General features: G+C 61.9%; 15 protein-coding genes. 1 reads left to right on the forward strand and 14 read right to left on the reverse strand.

All coding sequences use genetic code 11. The features are described 5' to 3' along the window. Positions 1 to 12 precede the first annotated feature (12 nt). The 7 genes from ACVWVY_RS15625 to ACVWVY_RS15655 all read right to left on the reverse strand — a co-directional run bounded on the left by ACVWVY_RS15625 (position 13) and on the right by ACVWVY_RS15655 (position 7,438). Positions 13 to 795: a 3-hydroxybutyrate dehydrogenase gene (locus ACVWVY_RS15625; RefSeq protein WP_456627192.1), complete on the reverse strand. Its 783-nt coding sequence runs from the start codon at positions 793 to 795 to the stop codon at positions 13 to 15. Between the two features lie 42 nt (positions 796 to 837). Then, complete coding sequence (locus ACVWVY_RS15630) at positions 838 to 2,013, reverse strand: DUF3734 domain-containing protein (RefSeq protein WP_456627193.1); 1,176 nt, start codon at positions 2,011 to 2,013, stop codon at positions 838 to 840. 33 nt (positions 2,014 to 2,046) lie between these two features. Further along, entirely contained in the window at positions 2,047 to 2,847 is an 801-nt protein-coding gene (locus ACVWVY_RS15635; protein ID WP_456627194.1) for an acetoacetate decarboxylase, read from the reverse strand. 109 nt (positions 2,848 to 2,956) lie between these two features. Beyond that, positions 2,957 to 3,886, reverse strand: a complete 930-nt coding sequence (locus ACVWVY_RS15640) for an MBL fold metallo-hydrolase (protein ID WP_456627195.1) — start codon at positions 3,884 to 3,886, stop codon at positions 2,957 to 2,959. 75 nt (positions 3,887 to 3,961) lie between these two features. After that, positions 3,962 to 5,179 (reverse strand): NAD(P)/FAD-dependent oxidoreductase, encoded by a 1,218-nt coding sequence (locus ACVWVY_RS15645; protein ID WP_456627196.1) that lies wholly within the window; start codon positions 5,177 to 5,179, stop codon positions 3,962 to 3,964. A gap of 517 nt (positions 5,180 to 5,696) precedes the next feature. Then, on the reverse strand, positions 5,697 to 6,620 hold the full coding sequence (locus tag ACVWVY_RS15650; RefSeq protein WP_456627197.1) for a helix-turn-helix transcriptional regulator: 924 nt from the start codon (positions 6,618 to 6,620) through the stop codon (positions 5,697 to 5,699). 23 nt (positions 6,621 to 6,643) lie between these two features. Beyond that, positions 6,644 to 7,438 (reverse strand): SDR family oxidoreductase, encoded by a 795-nt coding sequence (locus ACVWVY_RS15655; protein ID WP_456627198.1) that lies wholly within the window; start codon positions 7,436 to 7,438, stop codon positions 6,644 to 6,646. A gap of 161 nt (positions 7,439 to 7,599) precedes the next feature. On the opposite strand from ACVWVY_RS15655, the gene ACVWVY_RS15660 reads away from it, so the two are divergent. Beyond that, positions 7,600 to 9,174, forward strand: coding sequence for a winged helix-turn-helix domain-containing tetratricopeptide repeat protein (locus tag ACVWVY_RS15660; RefSeq protein WP_456627199.1), 1,575 nt, complete (start codon positions 7,600 to 7,602; stop codon positions 9,172 to 9,174). A 5-nt stretch (positions 9,175 to 9,179) separates the two neighbouring features. Here ACVWVY_RS15660 and ACVWVY_RS15665 read toward each other — a convergent pair whose 3' ends face one another. The 7 genes from ACVWVY_RS15665 to ACVWVY_RS15695 all read right to left on the reverse strand — a co-directional run bounded on the left by ACVWVY_RS15665 (position 9,180) and on the right by ACVWVY_RS15695 (position 15,750). Beyond that, a complete protein-coding gene (locus tag ACVWVY_RS15665) occupies positions 9,180 to 9,899 on the reverse strand; it encodes an SDR family oxidoreductase (RefSeq protein WP_456627200.1) in 720 nt (239 codons plus the stop codon). A gap of 36 nt (positions 9,900 to 9,935) precedes the next feature. Further along, on the reverse strand, positions 9,936 to 10,886 hold the full coding sequence (locus ACVWVY_RS15670; RefSeq protein ID WP_456627201.1) for a helix-turn-helix transcriptional regulator: 951 nt from the start codon (positions 10,884 to 10,886) through the stop codon (positions 9,936 to 9,938). 636 nt (positions 10,887 to 11,522) lie between these two features. Continuing rightward, positions 11,523 to 11,771: a hypothetical protein gene (locus ACVWVY_RS15675; protein WP_456627202.1), complete on the reverse strand. Its 249-nt coding sequence runs from the start codon at positions 11,769 to 11,771 to the stop codon at positions 11,523 to 11,525. A 307-nt stretch (positions 11,772 to 12,078) separates the two neighbouring features. Further along, positions 12,079 to 13,053: an efflux RND transporter periplasmic adaptor subunit gene (locus ACVWVY_RS15680; RefSeq protein WP_456627203.1), complete on the reverse strand. Its 975-nt coding sequence runs from the start codon at positions 13,051 to 13,053 to the stop codon at positions 12,079 to 12,081. Beyond that, a complete protein-coding gene (locus tag ACVWVY_RS15685) occupies positions 13,050 to 13,493 on the reverse strand; it encodes a DUF983 domain-containing protein (protein WP_456627204.1) in 444 nt (147 codons plus the stop codon). The genes ACVWVY_RS15680 and ACVWVY_RS15685 overlap by 4 nt, the downstream gene beginning before the upstream one ends. After that, on the reverse strand, positions 13,490 to 13,699 hold the full coding sequence (locus ACVWVY_RS15690; protein ID WP_456627205.1) for a DUF1656 domain-containing protein: 210 nt from the start codon (positions 13,697 to 13,699) through the stop codon (positions 13,490 to 13,492). The genes ACVWVY_RS15685 and ACVWVY_RS15690 overlap by 4 nt, the downstream gene beginning before the upstream one ends. Further along, positions 13,696 to 15,750 (reverse strand): FUSC family protein, encoded by a 2,055-nt coding sequence (locus ACVWVY_RS15695; RefSeq protein WP_456627206.1) that lies wholly within the window; start codon positions 15,748 to 15,750, stop codon positions 13,696 to 13,698. Before ACVWVY_RS15695 ends, ACVWVY_RS15690 begins: the two co-directional genes overlap by 4 nt. Positions 15,751 to 15,769: the final 19 nt, after the last annotated feature.

Below are 15,769 nucleotides of genomic sequence, written 5' to 3' on the forward strand. Positions count from 1 at the left end.
TTTCTCCCGCGATCATTGTGCGGTCCAGCCGCCGTCGACCGAGATGGCGGTTCCCGTGATTTGATCTGCCGCGTCCGAGCACAGGAACGCGACGGTGCCACCGAGCTGCTCCGGAGACGCAAACTCCAGGGACGGCTGCTTCTCGGCCAGGAGTTCGTCGGTTGCCGTCTTCTGGCTGATGCCTCGCTCTGCCGCCATGTCGCTGATTTGCTTCTCGACCAGCGGCGTTCGCACCCAGCCTGGGCAGACCGCATTGCACGTCACGCCGCTGCCGGCGGTCTCTAGTCCAACCACCTTGGTGAGGCCGACGAGCCCATGCTTGGCCGCGACATAGGCGGCCTTGTGCGTTGAAGCGACGAGCCCGTGTGCCGAAGCAATGTTGACGATCCGCCCCCAGCGCTGCTTTTTCATTTGTGGCACGGCCGTCGCGATGCCGTGGAAAGCCGCCGAGAGGTTGATGTCGAGGATGGCATTCCACTTCGCGGCCGGAAATTCATCGACCGGAGCGGTGAATTGGATACCGGCATTGTTGACGAGGATATCGATGCGGCCGAATTTCTTGATCGTCGCGTCGATCAATCCACGCACGGCTTCGCCCTTGGACATGTCGGCACCGTCATGGGTGACACGCACCCCATGCTCGCGCTCAAGTCCCTTGCGGATCGCCTCGATCTCGCTTGCTTCGCCAAAGCCATTCAACACAATGTCAGCGCCAAGCCTGGCAAGCTCTTTGGCGATTCCGAGCCCGATGCCGCTGGTTGATCCGGTGACGATGGCTACCTTGCCCTTCAACATGAGACTTCCTTTCGATGCGTGGGAGATGAACCGGCCGGGCGCTCAGTCGCGGCGGTGGATATCATGGGTGACAATGCCGACCTCGGGCGACGGCGGATCGAGGCGCTGCGGATTGGCGAGCGTGCGGCGGATATCTTCCAAGCCGCTCTGCCAATGCGCACGCATCGCGCTCAGGCCGAACTCGTAGTCCTTCGACTGACCCTCATGCAGCTTGGACTGATAGATCAGGTGAATGATGTTATGAGAGCGATGGCGGGCCAAATCAGCCAAGGCGCTGATCTCGGGATCCTTCCTTGCAGCCTCCGGCAGCTTCTCGAGCGTCCGCTGCAGCGCCTGGCGCATTTTCTGTATCCGCAGCGCCTGATCGGTGACGGCGCGGGTGCGGCTCGAATACTGAATATCCTTCTGCCGGTTCGACACCTCCATCATGTCCTGGGGAACGTGGCCTCTGGCGGACCAAAGGTCGATCTGGAAGGTCAGCGTGTCGCGCGCATCGTCCGACAGCACGCGGGAGAGCGGCGTGTTCGACACGACGCCTCCGTCCCAGTAATGTTCGGCCTCGATCTCGACGGCCGGAAAGCCGGGCGGCAGTGCGCCGGAGGCCATGAAGTGTTTTGGTCCGAGCCGGCGTTCAGCGGTGTCGAAATAGGTGAGGTTGCCGGTGCGGACATTGACCGCGCCGACGCTGACGCGCACTGCGCCAGAGTTTAACCGGTCAAAATCGACGAGATTCTCCAGCGTTTGCAGCAACGGAGCGGTGTCATAAAAGCTGGTCGCGGCATCGCCCGAGAACGGCGAGAAAAGCGGCGAGGGGAAGCGCGGCTTGAAGAAGCCGGGCTGGCCCTGGACCAGGGCTCTCGTCGCCGCCAGCACGTTGCGCACCGATTTGACGTCGAACGCAAAGGGCAAGGCATCGACCAGCCCTTCTCCGGCGGGCCACTCGATCGAGTGGGCGCAGATGGTCTCCCAGAATTCGCGCAGCCGTGCCACGCGCTCATCTTCGGGCGAGCCTGCGATAATGGCGGCGTTGAGCGCGCCGATGGAGATGCCTGCCAGCCAGTTCGGGCGGATGCCAGCTTCGTGAAGGCCCTCATACACGCCGGCCTGATAGGCGCCGAGCGCACCGCCGCCCTGCAGCACCAAGGCAACGACATCGTAAGGCAGCTCGTTGGTCCGTCGTGCCGCAGAATGGGTTTGCTCGCGCATCACGTTCAACATGGCCAGGACTCCTTGCATTGAGGCCGATCTGATTCAGCCTGCATTCGCTTCGATGAGAATTTGCGATCCGGCTCCGCGCGACCGCGCGGCAGAAGCCGGGCACAGATAGTCGTACACAACGGACCCGAGCCCGAGGGTCAGATCGGCGACGATGTGCTTGGCTGCGAGCACCTGAAGTACCGGCAGCTCGGCGACAGGAGCGAGCGCATGCGAGTACAGGTCGAGCGCGGCCGGTCCGGTCCACGCCCCCTTCACCGTGATCTCCTCGCAATGGAAGCGCACCAGTTCGCAGATGCGGGCCGTGCCGTCGACATGCGGGATGATCTTGAGCAGGAAATTCGGCGCGGCGAGTTTGCGGGCTTCGACCGCGGCATCGAGGGCCCGGTGCTTGTAACCCATGGTGCCGGTCGCGATCCGCACCGATCCATAGTTCAAGGTACCTACCAGCGTGTCGATCTCGACCGCGAGCTTCGGTTGCGCCAGCTTCTTGGGAAAGCCCCACAGCTCGCGTCCGCCCGCGATCGGCGGATGGTCGTTGAGGAACATCTGGTGGACGAAGCTGCCAGCCTGGCCCTGAAAGGACACCGGAATGACCTGTCCGCTTTCGGTGTAATCGCCGAAGCCGGTCGAGTCAGGCATGCGAATGAATTCATAGTTCACGACCGGCTCGGTGAGCTCCAGCGGCTCTGGCACGATCCGGCGCAGCGCGTCGGGATCGGTCCGGTACTGGATGATGAAGTATTCGCGGTTGACGAAGCGATAGGGGCCGGCGGGAAAGGCCGGGTTTGTCAACGGCATGGCAAACGCGTTCGCGCGCACGGTCTCGTGTTTCATCGAGGTCGAGCTCCAGAAAGCTTTGGGTGAGGAGGGCCGCACTCTATTGCGCGGCCGGTATCTGATGAGGCGCTTGCTGCGCCTGATTCCGCCTTAAACCAGCGAGCAGTCAGTAATCCCAGATGGCCGGCACCCAACGAAAGGTGTCGCCATGGGCCGCTACGTGACCGATGGACGGAAACGGCATGTGCGTGGCCACCAGCAGCCCGCCGTTCTCAGCCATCTCACGCAGCAAATTGATACGAACGCGAGCTGATTCCACGGGATCGTGCTCGAAGCCGTTGTACCATTCGGGGTGTTCGAACCCGACCTGGAATACGAGGTCGCCGGCGAATGTCAGCCGCTCGCCACCAGACGTCACGTGAACCACGCTGTGGCCGGGTGTATGGCCGCCGGTGCGCTTGACGACCACGCCCGGCGCCACCTCGTACTCCTCCTCGAACGTTTGCAGATTGCCGGCGTATTCCTTGACGAACTGCTTGGCAGTCGCCCGGAGTGCGTCCGGGAATCCGTCCGGCATCGAGACGTGGGAGAAATCGGGCGCCTCCCAGAACTTGACTTCCGAGGCCGCGACGTGAATTCGCAGGTCCGGACTCAGACGTTCCTTCACCCCTTCGACGAGCAGCCCGCCAACATGATCCATGTGCATGTGGGTCAGCACCACGTCGGTCATGGATGCGAGATCGATGCCGGTAGCCTCCAGACGATGGATCAACTGTCCGGCCTTCGGCAAGGGAAACGCTGCCCCCATCCCGGCGTCGATGAGGATGGTTCGGTCGCCGCTGCGCACCACGACCACGTTCAGCGCCCAATCGAACGCGTCCGGCGGCAGGAAATTCTCTTTCAGCCAGGCCTCCCGGACGGCCGGCTCGGCATTGTGGGCCAGCATCGCGCCCGGCAGGGTGAGCACGCCATCGCTGACCACCATTACGTCAATCTCGCCGATCTTCAGCGCGTAACGCGACGGAACCAATTCGTCGCGCACTGGTCTGCCGGTGTGTGAGGTGTTGTGTAGGTTCATGTTTCTCTCCTGTTTCATGGTTGGGCTGCTGGCTTGTCTTGGTTGAGCAGGCCGCGCAGCCAGCGCGGAGCGCGGCCCGTTTCGCGTGAAGGATTAGAAGAAGCCGCTCACATCAGTCACACGCTCCGGATCGGCTGAGGCCAGCGCGGCGGCGCGCTCGGCCTTCGGCGGATAGATCCAGACGGTGTTGATCTCCTGCTTGGTCTTCTTGGCGACGTCGCCGACCATCGTCACCTCGCGCTCCCAGCCACGCGTGAACAGCGCGCCGGCTTCGCCGAGGTCGAGGCAGGTGACGTAGCCCTTCTGGTGGTAGCGTTTGGTCGGAATGCCCAGCAACTCGGCGGCAGCGTTGTTGCCGGCAAAGGCGCCCATCCGCGTGGCGTGCTGGCACGACATCAGCGCGTAATTGCCGTCATCGTCGCAGGCGGCGCGGGCGGCATCGCCGGTCGCGAAGACGCCGTCCACTCCCGGCACGCGCAGATCGCGGTCGACCAGCAGCCGGCCGAAATTGTCGCGCTCGGCGGGGATCTGCTGGGTCAACGGCGCGGCGCGAATGCCTGCGGCCCAGATCACGGTCTCGGTTTCGATGTGCTCGCCGCTGGAAAGCTTGATGCCGGATCCGTCGAGCGAGGCTATGCCGACACCGAGCCGGGTCTCCACACCGAGCTTGTGCAGGGCGTCCTCGATGACGGGGCGGGGGCCTTCGCCCATGGCGGGAGCGATCGCCTTGTTGCGGTCGACGATGATGACGCGCGTCTTGGCATCCTTGCCGAAGATCTGGCGCAGACGTGTAGGCAATTCCGTCGCCGCCTCGATGCCGGTGAAGCCGCCGCCGGCAACCACAATCGTGTCGCGCCCGTTGACGGCCGGCCGGTCGGCCAGGCCGCGCAGATGCTTGTCGAGCGCGAGCGCGTCGTCGAGCGAGTCGACGCTGAAGCCATGCTCGGCGAGGCCCGGAATATTCGGGCGGAACAGCTTGCTGCCGGTGGCCACGACCAGGCGGTCGTAGGAGAGCGTCTTGCGCGCGCCCTTGGTGGTAGAGATCTGCACCATGCGTGACTTGGTGTCGATCGTCTCGGCACTACCTTGCACATAGATGACGTCGATGGCCTTGAGGACGTCGAGCAGAGGCGCCGTCAGGGTCTCGGGCTTCGGCTCGTAGAGCCGCGGACGGACCACGAGCGTGGGCTCCGGCGCAATCAGCGCGATCTCGAGCTCCTCGGGCGTGACGCCCTGGATGTCACGCAGGCGCGCGGCGGAGAGGGCGGCGTACATGCCGGCGAAGCCGGCGCCGATGATGACTAGTCGCATGTCTTTGCTCCTTGGTTTGAACTTCCCGAAAGTCCGTGGCGCTCCACGATGAAACGAAGAAGTGAAATGAAGGGACCTCAATCCTTATTGACGGAGGTCGCCCTGCACGGACGACATTGGCATCGAGGATTCACATCCCCGCGCGGCAGCCCGCGGTCCCAGCGGCCAGCCGGTGCGAAAGACGATCGGTTGAGGGGCGTTTGCGGCCCAGTCCTCATGGGAGAGGCGAAGATTTGCTCCCATCATGATTGACATCACGGGTCTGGCCCTTTGCAGGGACTGCGCCGGAATTTCCACCTGCTCGCCTGTCGCCGAGGTGAAGCGAATGGACAGCGAAAGTCCGTATACGAGCGCGGTTGCGACCAATCGTCGTCGCGGCGCGATAGAATGGGCTTTGACAATGTTTTTCCAGATCATCTTGTTTCTCCGTCCGCCTGGACGTGGGCACGGTGATGATCTAGCGGATCGGAGCTGCGGCTGCGCCAGAGCGATTGCCGTACCTATAGAGCGATTGCTGTTAACGTCGGCGCTTCCGCCAATCGCTCGGGGGTTCGCCAGTCAGCTTCCTGAATGCGGCGGCGAAGGCGGTCTGCGAGGAATAACCAAGCGTGGCTGCGACCGAGGCGACTGAGGCGTCGGTGTCGCGCAGCATGTTCATGGCCTGCTCGAGCCGGTGCTGGCGCAACCAGGCATGCGGTGAAAGGCCGGTATTTTCCTTGAAGGCGCGGCAGAAGTGGAAGCGCGACAGGCCCGCATCGGAAGCCAGCGCGGCAAGCGAAACGTCTGCATCGCTGTCCGAACGCAGGCGTTCGATAGCCCGACCCAGCACCTTGGGCGACAGTCCGCCCATGGCCGGCTTCATTATTGCAGGTGAGCCCGCGTGCGCCGCGAGGAGGCGCGTCGCCAGCAGATCCATGAGCTGGCGCCTGAACAGCGCATCCAGCGTCGCGCAGCCTTCCAGGGCGTCGGCCGCGCTCAGCAGCAATCGGGATGTAATGGGATCGGAATGCGCAGTTCGCTCCACAAGGTCGCCGGGAGCGGTTGTACCGGCTTCGTGAGCAACGCGATGCAGCGTTGTCTGCGGAAGATAGAGCTGAAGGACACTCAAGGGCTGGTAGATGTCCCATCGTGAGCTTGAACCGGCCGGAATAACCGTCACGGTGCCGGGACGCGTCATTCCGTTCACAAACGCTTTCCCGTCGCGGCGCTCGAACCGTACCGGCTCGGCGGGGAAAGCCATGATGACGTGATCGGTCATGGGCTCGACGACATCGTGCAACGGGTCATGTTTCCAGTGGGCGATCCCCGCACCAGATGGATCCAAAGCCATACGAAATGGTGTGGTCCCGAGCACGCGGGCCATCTCTACATCCGCGGAACGCCTATCGGCATCCGGCAGATGCTCCTCGCGCGGCGCGGGCGTGACGGCCGGGTCCTCCACAGAATGGCGCAAGACAGATTTGGTCACGGACGTGTTCTCGCGGGATGAATCAATCGGGCAGACGTTCCTGACTTGCGATGTCCGTCCAGCCAGTCGTCAAAGCGCACTGAGCCGAGCCGAGGGTTCTTGCCCGGCGTGAGGGAATGATCGTCCAATTCTGCTCCGAAGTAGCGGGCATGGATGTCGGCTACGACCTTGCGTGCGTCGCTTGTTGCGACCAGGTATCGCTGGACGCATTCATCGAGAGTGAATTGCTCCGGACCGGCCAACTCGACAATCCCGTTAACCGGAGCGCTGAGCGTGACATCGACAAGCGCAGCGGCGACATCGTCCGAAGCGACGGGCTGGAACAATGCCGGCGACACCCGGACGATTTGTCGATCTCCGGAGGAACCAACGATTCCGCTGACGAACTCGAAGAACTGGGTGGCGCGTAGGATTGTGTAGGGAATCGTCGAGCCTCTGATCAGGTTCTCCTGAGCCAACTTGCCGCGGAAGTAGCCGTTTTCCGGAAGGCGATCGGTGCCGACGACAGACAGCGCGACATGGAGCTCTACTTTGGCGGCGGCCTCAGCAGCGAGAAGATTGCGGCCCGATGTTTCAAAGAACGATAGGACCGCGCTGTCCTCGAAGGAGGGTGAATTTGAAACGTCGACGACAATTTCGGCACCTGACATCACCTTGCCGAGGCCATCGCCTGTGATAGTATTGACACCAGTACTGGGAGCTGCCTGGACCACTTCGTGGCCTCTCTGACGGAGCTTGTTGGCAAGCTTCGCTCCGATGAGGCCGGTCCCACCGATGACGACAATCTTCATGACTTTCCTCGATTTTCCTGGCTACTTCTTCGCTTGTTGCTGAAAGCGGCCTTGCTTCGAAAGCGCGACGAGATTGCGCCGAGGTGGGCTGAAAAGCCTTGCAGCCGTCTTGGATTGCGGTTGAATTTTCCTTGGATTCCTGTCCAACCAGAGCGCCGAAAGTGCAGTTCTCATTCGAAAATTACTGCCTGGACGCCGACCGGCGCGAGCTCAAGCGCGACACTGAACTCGTCGCGGTTGGGCCCAAAGTCTTCGATTTGCTGCTTTTTCTGATCCAGCACCGGGAGCAGGTGGTGACGAGAGACGATTTGCTTCAGGCAGTCTGGGGTGGCCGCATCGTTTCGGAGTCGACGCTCACCAGCCATATCAACGCGGTACGCAAAGCGCTCGGGGACAGCGGCAAGGAGCAGCGGCTGATCCGGACGGTCTCGCGCAAGGGCATTCGATTTGTCGGGAAGATTCGAGAGGAAGAATTGCGTGCGAGCGCCTCCGCGAACCCGAACATCGCGGGTGAGAAAGCCGGACCTTCACTGGCGCTACCGGATTCGCCGTCCATTGCGGTCCTGCCGTTCCGGAATCTTAGCGGCGACGCCGAACAGGACTATTTTGCCGACGGGATTGTCGAGGACGTCATCACAGCACTGTCACATATTCGCTGGCTGTTCGTAATCGCGCGCAACTCAAGCTTTACCTATAAGGGCAAGACAGTGGACGAGAAGCAGGTGGGGCGCGAACTCGGCGTGCGGTACGTCGCCGAAGGTAGTGTCCGCCGGTCCGAAAAGCGAGTTCGTATCACCGGGCAACTTGTTGAAGCGGCGACCGGTACTCATCTTTGGGCGGGGAGATTCGAAGGGACACTCGAAGACATCTTCGAACTTCAGGATCAAATCGCGACCAACATCGTCGGAGCAATTGCTTCCCAGCTTGAACGTGTAGAGATTGAGCGCGCCAGGCGGAAGCCGACCGGCAGCCTCAGTGCCTATGATAACTACTTGCGCGCCATGCCTCATTTGCATCGGGGAACGCGGGAGGCGATTGATCAGGCGCTGCCGTTGTTCTACGAGGCCATAGAACTCGATCCGGAGTTTGCTTCTGCGCACGCAATGGGGGCTTGGTGTTATTTCTGGCGAAAGGTCAACGGCTGGATGACTGATCAGCCGCGGGAGCTCGCCGAAGGAGTTCGACTAGCCCGCCTCGCGGTGGAATTGGGCAAGGACGATGCCGTCGCGCTCACGAGAGGCGGACATGCGCTTGCTCATCTTGTCGGCGATCTGGACGGTGGAATCGCGCTGATCGACAAGGCTCTGGTGCTAAACCCAAACCTGGCGGCGGCCTGGTTCCTGGGCGGCTTTCTCAGAGCGCTACGCGGTGACCTGGACACCGCCATTGAATTTCTCACACGCGCCATGCGTTTCAGCCCGCTCGATCCCGAGATGTTTCGGATGCAGGCAGGAATGGCGCTGTCGCACCTGTTCGCCGGGCGCTTCGATTTGGCCTCCTCGTGGGCCGATCAGTCTTTCCGGCAGTCGCCGACCTTTTTGGCCGTGGTAGCTGTCATCGCTGCAAGTCATGCGCTCGCTGGTCGGATGGAACGGGCGCGGACCGCAATCGGGCATTTGCGGATGCTGGATCCCACGTTTCGTGTCTCCAGTCTCCAAGACTGGCTTCCGATTCGGCAACCGGAGCATCTCGCCATGTTCGTGACCGGGCTGCGCAAGGCTGGACTATCGGCGTGAGCTCCCTATCGCGATCTCATATTGCAGTTCAGTCCTTCGTAGATGATGTGGAGATGGTTATCGATCACCCCGGGAGGCCGTAATTTGCTTCGACGGTCCAGGAGTCCTTTGGCTGGCTGTACAGTTGCCAGAAGTGCTCGGCCACCGATGCGGCTTCCCTGGATTCCGGGGAAACAAAGGTGAAGATGGTTACCGTCGCCACGTGAATTCCCTTTTCGCGGAACGGTTCGAAACAGCCCGTGAGCCAAGGCACGGACACCGGCCTTGCCGATACTGATCGAGAGATAGTCCGCGCTGGGCGCGACTGCGAACCCGCCTCCCGTCAGCAGGATCGCGCCGGACCTTTGCACCTCCATCATTGGGGCGACCGCCTGAGCGGCGGCGAGCGCTCCGCCGATATTCACGGCAAGGTCATCGTTGAAGCTGTCGCGCGGCTGTTCGGACAGCGTGGCCTTCCGCGCCGTTGCCGCGTTGTAGTGCAATACGTCGATCGAGCCAAAATGCTTTTGAACCTCAGCGACCAGTTCCGCAATGCTGCTCGGATCGCCCGCATCAACCTTGTGCGCGCGGGCTGGGTGCCCTTTTGATGATAGGCGGTCGGCCAGATCTTGCGTCCTGGCGATGTTGCGGGCCGCCAGAGCGACCTGGAAACCTTCCTTGGCAAAGCGCTCGGCGGTCGCGAAACCCATCCCCGGGCCCGCTCCGATGCTGAGAAATGTCTTCATCACCAACGTCCTTTCAGCGCTGAAGCTAGAGGGTACTCACCGCACGCGCATCCGCCAATCACTCGGACTTTCACCGGTCAATTTCCTGAACGCGGCGGCAAATGCGCTCTGGGAGGAATAGCCAAGCGCGATTGCGATCGACACAACGGATTCGTTGGTGTCACGCAGCCTATTCATGGCCTGCTCCAGATGGTGCTGGCGCAACCAAGCATGAGGAGAAAGCCCAGTGCTTTCCTTGAACGCACGGCAGAAGTGAAAACGCGACAGCCCGGCATCCGCGGCCAGCGCGGCGAGCGATACGTCCGCATCGCTGTCCGAACGGAGACGCGCGATAGCGCGGCTCAGCACCTTGGGCGACAGCCCGCCCACGACCGGCTGGATTGCTGCAGGCACGCCGGCATGTGCTGCGAGCAGGCGCGTGGCCAGAAGATCCATCAATTGGTGTCTGAACAACGTATCCAGCACCGCGGAGCCTTCCAGGGCGTCGGCTGCACTCAGCAGCAGTCGGGCTGTAATGGGGTCGGGATGAGCGGTTCGCTCCACAAGGTTGCCGCCGGGAGCAGCTCCAGCTTCGTGCGCTACGCGCTCCAGAGTGGTCTGTGGAAGGTAGAGCTGAAGGACACTCAAAGGCTGATAGATGTCCCATCGTGAGCTTGAACCGGCCGGAATGATGGTCACGGTCCCTGGGCGTGTCGCTCCGCTCACAAAGGCTTTGCCGTCACGGCGCTCGAACCGCACTGGTTCGGCGGGGAACGCCATAATGACGTGATCGACCATGGGTTTGACGACGTCGTGCAGCGGATCGTGCCTCCAGAACGTGATCACGCCGCTGGAAGGGTCTGAAGCCACGTGCAGCGGCGCTGTCTTGAGCACGCGCGTCATTTCCTCATCGGCATGAGGGCGGTCGCCGATCAGCGGATCGTGCTGTAGTACCTGGGAAGTGCTGGGCTTGTTCTGCGAATTATCCCGCGAGCGAAGTGCGCTCATCGACCGGTCCTCGGTTAGGGGCATTGCGAACGCGTGCGTTCTAGTCGCCGTAGCGTGGTCACGTCTTTTCTAAATCCGCCGTATTTTGTCTAGTTCTGCTCCAGCCGCCATCGGTTGTGTGGCATGCGCTCAAACGCCGCATTCATTTTAGCCGTCCGGCGCCAATTGCTGCTGTCGAGTAGCTGCCTTTCTGGTCGCTAAATGGTCAGTTGGGCTGACATAGTTTTGCATGATCATCCGCTTAGCGTTACCGAGCGGAAACGGCGAAATTCAGCAACGAAAGCTGGATGATCAGTCGCTGGTCAATGATAATTACACGCAACTGAGAGGTTGGCGCGATATCCGCCTTTGTGTGAAAATATCGGAGCGCTGGCCGACGTCTCCGAGCCTGAAAGTCAGGCTGCGTTGCATAGGGTCGTCGGCAAAAGCGCTGCTTCCGGATTTCCGACGCCCACTGAGAGGCGCGCCAGAACGCGTGATGGCCTCGTGAAGCTCAAGGCCCTCGTAATCCCCTCCGCCTAATCGGAGGGGATATACGTGCCGCGGACGCATCGGACGTTAGTGTCGGTCGCATGGATCTTTGATGAGTGACCGATCACGGCAATTTCGCCCTCAAGCTGACATTCCTGCGCGAAATCATCGAAATCCTCTCGCGCCCTTGAAACTTGGCGAAGGCCGATGCTTGGCGTGCCATTTTGGGCCGGGGCCGCGCATGTAGTGCACCTCGGGCCGGTAGCTATCGCGTACGTCCAAAACCAGGTTCTGAACGACGCCCGTGAGGTCGGAGAGTGCCTCGAGCGTCTTGCGTGCCAGGCCAGGCACTCCGCACCGATGCGCAAAAGCCGCAGCGATCGCGCTGGAGTTGACTATGTTTTTCCAGATCATCTGTTTTCACCTTCTGGATGGATGTGGGAACGGTAAAAATCTAGCGGATCGCGGCTTCGCCTGCGCCAGAGCGATTGCCGTACCTGTAGAGCGATTGCTGCTAACGCTCCGCCCAATCCAGCGCTTGGCCGATTCAGTTCGGGTAGCTGTCTTGAGACGTGTCGGCCGACCTAAATGCCGGGGACTCGCCTCGCGATAATTTGCCAGCAGGGCGTCGAGAGCATGAGCGGTGAAGATCCCGCTGCTGATCATTGCCAGAAACGCGACCAACATTGTGATGGATCCTGGTTCGTCTGATCCGCGAATCTCAACCGCACGATGGAGCAGATGTGGTTGCTTCCGGCGCCACACGGCACACAGAACGCTGAGCTATTTTTAGTCCGCCTTTGGTTTCCGTTACGGCTTTGCCCGCGTTCGATCCAAACACTTCGACGGTGGCGGTACTGCCTGCAACCAGGTGCTTTTGGTCGGCACCGTCGAGGGCGATCCGGACCGGCACGCGCTGCGCCAGCCGCACCCAGTTGAATGTCGGATTGACGTTGGCAAGCAGGGTCGCGCCGGCGCTGCGATCGCGGTCCTCGATGCCCGCCGCAATGCTTTCCACCCGTCCTTGCAGCATCTGGCCGCTTCCCATCGGCCGCACGTTGACGGGATCGCCGACGTGAATACGCTGCAGCTTGGTTTCCTCGAAGTAGCCCTGGACGTGCAGCGTGTCGGTGTCGAGCAGCGCCATCACTCCCTTTCCGGGCGTCAGATAGGTCCCGGGCCGCAGCTCCATATTGGTGACGATGCCGGTGACGGACGCGCGGACTTCGCTTCGCTCGAGGTTGAGCTTGGCAAGCGAGAGGTCGGCGACGGCCTGGTCGTGGGCGGCGTGCGCCGAACCCTGGTGGGCAATGACCTGGTCCATCCGCTGCTTGGAGACGACGACACCCGGCGTCAGTGCGCTGTAGCGCTTCAGATCCGCGTCAGCCTCATCGAGCATGGCGCGCCTGCCGAGTAGCACCGCCTCGGCCTGCTTCACCGCGATCTCATAGCGCGCGCGATCGATCCGGAACAGGACATCGCCGTGATGGACCTGCTGGTTGTCCTTGACGAGCACGTCGGTGACGAAGCCGGAGACGTCAGGAGCGACCGGAACCACGTCGGCGCGAACATGACCATCCCGGGTCCACGGCGCATCAAAATAATAGTCCCACAGCTTGTAGCCGGCCCAGAGCGCGGCAAGCACCATGACACTGGTCAGCGAGACGCGCCGCAGCGAATTCAGCAAGGCTTTCATGACACCAACTCCTTGGAGACGACGTTCGGCAGGAGCGCGGCATGATCGCGGGTTTCTTGATCGCGGCGCTGTTTTGCGGCTTCGAAACCATGCATGCCGGTCTGCCATTGCAGGCCAACGATTGTCCCCTTCACCGGCTGCAGTAAGAACAATGCCGCAAGTCCGGTAACAGGCACCCAGACCAGCATTTGAAGCCAGACGGGAGGTGAATAGGCCATCTCGACCGCAAGGAGTGCCGGCACGACAAGGTGACCGACGATAGCGATGACCAGATAGGCTGGAAGGTCGTCTGCGCGTTGCGACGTGTAGTCCTCGCCGCAAATCTCGCAGCTGCCGACCACCTTCAGATAGCGGCCGAACAGATGGCCTTGACCGCAGTTCGGGCACTTCATCGTGAACCCGCGCCATAAGGCCTTCGGGAATGAAACCGGGGCGTTCATGAGAAAAACTCCTTGGAAGCGTAGACGAAGCTGGTGACGATGCAGACATAAACGGCGAAATCGAACAGTGCGGGATGCCAGACATGGCGATAGAGGCCGGTGCGTCCCATCATCTTGCTCACGCCGCGGGCGAGGACATAGGCAAGCACGCTCCAGAGCATGAGGCTCGGAACCAGCACGCCGAACAGATCAAGTTCGTATTTCATGCGGCGATTGTCCTGTGTTCGATTTCCAGCGGTTGATAGGCCGGCGATTCCGGGAACAGTCCGGGGCGAATGCCGGCGAGACCCATCAGCACCTCGTCGCGACCTTCGAGCGACGGGTCCAGCAACGCGAGTGCGATCGTGCTGTCGAGCTGTTTCACCAGTCCATCGGGAAGCGGCCCCGCGGTATGAGTCCTGGCGAGCGAAGCAAGACGAGCAAGGAAGGCTTCGATGGCTGCTCTGGTACGGCGTGACAGGCCAATGCTCGCCCGCCTGACATCGAGAATATTGAACGCCGTCCGAAGCTGGCGAAGATTGGCGGCGTCGCTCCTTGCCTCGGCGGGAACCACGGTGATCCGGGCGGCAAGGAGGGCGAGGCGATGCTGCATGAGACTGGCAAGCGCGAGGCGATCCTGGTCCGACCTGCGTTCAGCGACCGCGGCGAGCGTTGTCCAGTCGCTGCGAACCAATCGGCCGGCGATCCAGTTGGCCCCGAGCAGGCGAACGATGCCGGAGATGACGCCCGTGAGCGAGACCCCCACCATCAGCGCGACGCTGGAGTTGGCATAGGACGAGAAATCGGCCGAGTATGTCTCGGTCAGCGCCAGTTGCACCGAGAGGTAGATGGCAAGTATTGAGCCGACGCGCGCGGTCGCAGGCCGCGCAGCCATCCAGCCGAACACCAGAAAAGCCGGCGCGAGTGCGGCAATCAGCATCTCAAGGGTCGTGATCCGTGGCAGTACCCCGAACAGGTAGATTCCATGGATGGCGATAACGACCAGGAATAGTCCATAAAAATTGCGGAAAGCTGGAAGGGGATCGTCTAGACCAGCTAGAAAGCTGCCGACTACGGCAGCGAAAAGCGGAGCGGCAACGCCGTCGGGCCAGCCGGTTGCGATCGAGAAGGCGCAGCTTGCCAGAATGGAGAGCGCCACGGACGCGGCCGACAGCAGCGCGAGCCCATGGTCCCGGTGCGGGACGGCGAACGTCAGTGTCTCAGGCATGAAGGCGAGTTTGAGCAAGTCCGGATTGCGATCCTCGGCGATCGCCTCGCGCAGAAGCTGGCAGTCCCGCATGATGTCCACGAGGTTGCGTAGCCGGACAACGAGGCCAGCGACCGTGATATCGATCCAGCCGGCGGCCGCATCCAGCGCCGGCCGCATTTGGTCGAGCGCCGCGCGCAGCGCATCGGCTTCCGGTCCGTCGCGGCCGCCCGCTTCGAGCCACCGCGCGGTCCTTTGGGAGATTTCAGCAACACGCGCCGACGCTTCTTCGCTGGAGTCGAGCGCGAGCTTGCGGTCTTCAATCGAACCGAGCAGCGGCAGCAGCGACAGCATGTGCTGCCGGAGGCGCCGCAAGCCGTGCGCGATATTCGAAGAACGGACGGCCTCATAGCCGAGATGCCGCCCGAGCTGGTCGATTTCGGACGCCACCGCGGCGAGACGTATGCGCTCGGTGTCGCGCTCCTGATTGCTGCCACGACCGGTGAGGACATCCACGCCAAGCCGGCGAGCGCCGGCCAGCCAGGCATCCGCTTGTGCGGTAGCCGCAGAAGCGACGCTGCGCGGCAGCACGATCATCGCGACGACACTCGCGCAGATGATTCCGAGTATGATTTCCTGCACGCGGGAGACGACGATGTCGAAGGCTGCCTGGGGCGTCGAGACGATCGGAAACCCAAGGAGCGCCACGGTGTAGCCCGCCAGCATGAACACGTAGCTGCGCGGAGTGCCGTCGATCAACGAAAGATACAGGAAAATCCCGACCCACAGCGCAATGCCGAAGCTGAGCAGTTCCGGCGCATTGACGAGGTTCGGGACCAGGATGATCGTCCCGGCCGCGCCGATCAGTGTTCCAAGAATACGATAGACGGCTTTTGAGTTGGTCGCACCGGTCAGCTGGTTGGAGGCGATGTAGACCGAAGCCATCGCCCAATAGGGACGCGGCATATCCAGCAGGAGTGCGACCGAGAATGCCAGCATTGCCGTTGCAAACGTCCTCAGCGAGAAGACGAGGGCGGCGTGTCGATTCCAGAATGAGGGAGGCTGGGTCATGACGATTGTGGCATCCGCG

It is taken from the genome of Bradyrhizobium sp. URHC0002 (assembly GCF_054059515.1).

Bases quoted from the DNA above. Each gene is read 5' to 3' on its own strand.
- ACVWVY_RS15675 (WP_456627202.1), bottom strand. From the start codon at position 11,771: ATGATCTGGAAAAACATAGTCAACTCCAGCGCGATCGCTGCGGCTTTT.
- ACVWVY_RS15695 (WP_456627206.1), bottom strand. From the start codon at position 15,750: ATGACCCAGCCTCCCTCATTCTGGAATCGACACGCCGCCCTCGTCTTC.
- ACVWVY_RS15645 (WP_456627196.1), bottom strand. From the start codon at position 5,179: ATGCGACTAGTCATCATCGGCGCCGGCTTCGCCGGCATGTACGCCGCC.
- ACVWVY_RS15685 (WP_456627204.1), bottom strand. From the start codon at position 13,493: ATGAACGCCCCGGTTTCATTCCCGAAGGCCTTATGGCGCGGGTTCACG.
- ACVWVY_RS15690 (WP_456627205.1), bottom strand. From the start codon at position 13,699: ATGAAATACGAACTTGATCTGTTCGGCGTGCTGGTTCCGAGCCTCATG.
- ACVWVY_RS15655 (WP_456627198.1), bottom strand. From the start codon at position 7,438: ATGAAGATTGTCGTCATCGGTGGGACCGGCCTCATCGGAGCGAAGCTT.
- ACVWVY_RS15630 (WP_456627193.1), bottom strand. From the start codon at position 2,013: ATGTTGAACGTGATGCGCGAGCAAACCCATTCTGCGGCACGACGGACC.
- ACVWVY_RS15625 (WP_456627192.1), bottom strand. From the start codon at position 795: ATGTTGAAGGGCAAGGTAGCCATCGTCACCGGATCAACCAGCGGCATC.
- ACVWVY_RS15680 (WP_456627203.1), bottom strand. From the start codon at position 13,053: ATGAAAGCCTTGCTGAATTCGCTGCGGCGCGTCTCGCTGACCAGTGTC.
- ACVWVY_RS15635 (WP_456627194.1), bottom strand. From the start codon at position 2,847: ATGAAACACGAGACCGTGCGCGCGAACGCGTTTGCCATGCCGTTGACA.
- ACVWVY_RS15670 (WP_456627201.1), bottom strand. From the start codon at position 10,886: ATGAGCGCACTTCGCTCGCGGGATAATTCGCAGAACAAGCCCAGCACT.
- ACVWVY_RS15665 (WP_456627200.1), bottom strand. From the start codon at position 9,899: ATGAAGACATTTCTCAGCATCGGAGCGGGCCCGGGGATGGGTTTCGCG.
- ACVWVY_RS15640 (WP_456627195.1), bottom strand. From the start codon at position 3,886: ATGAAACAGGAGAGAAACATGAACCTACACAACACCTCACACACCGGC.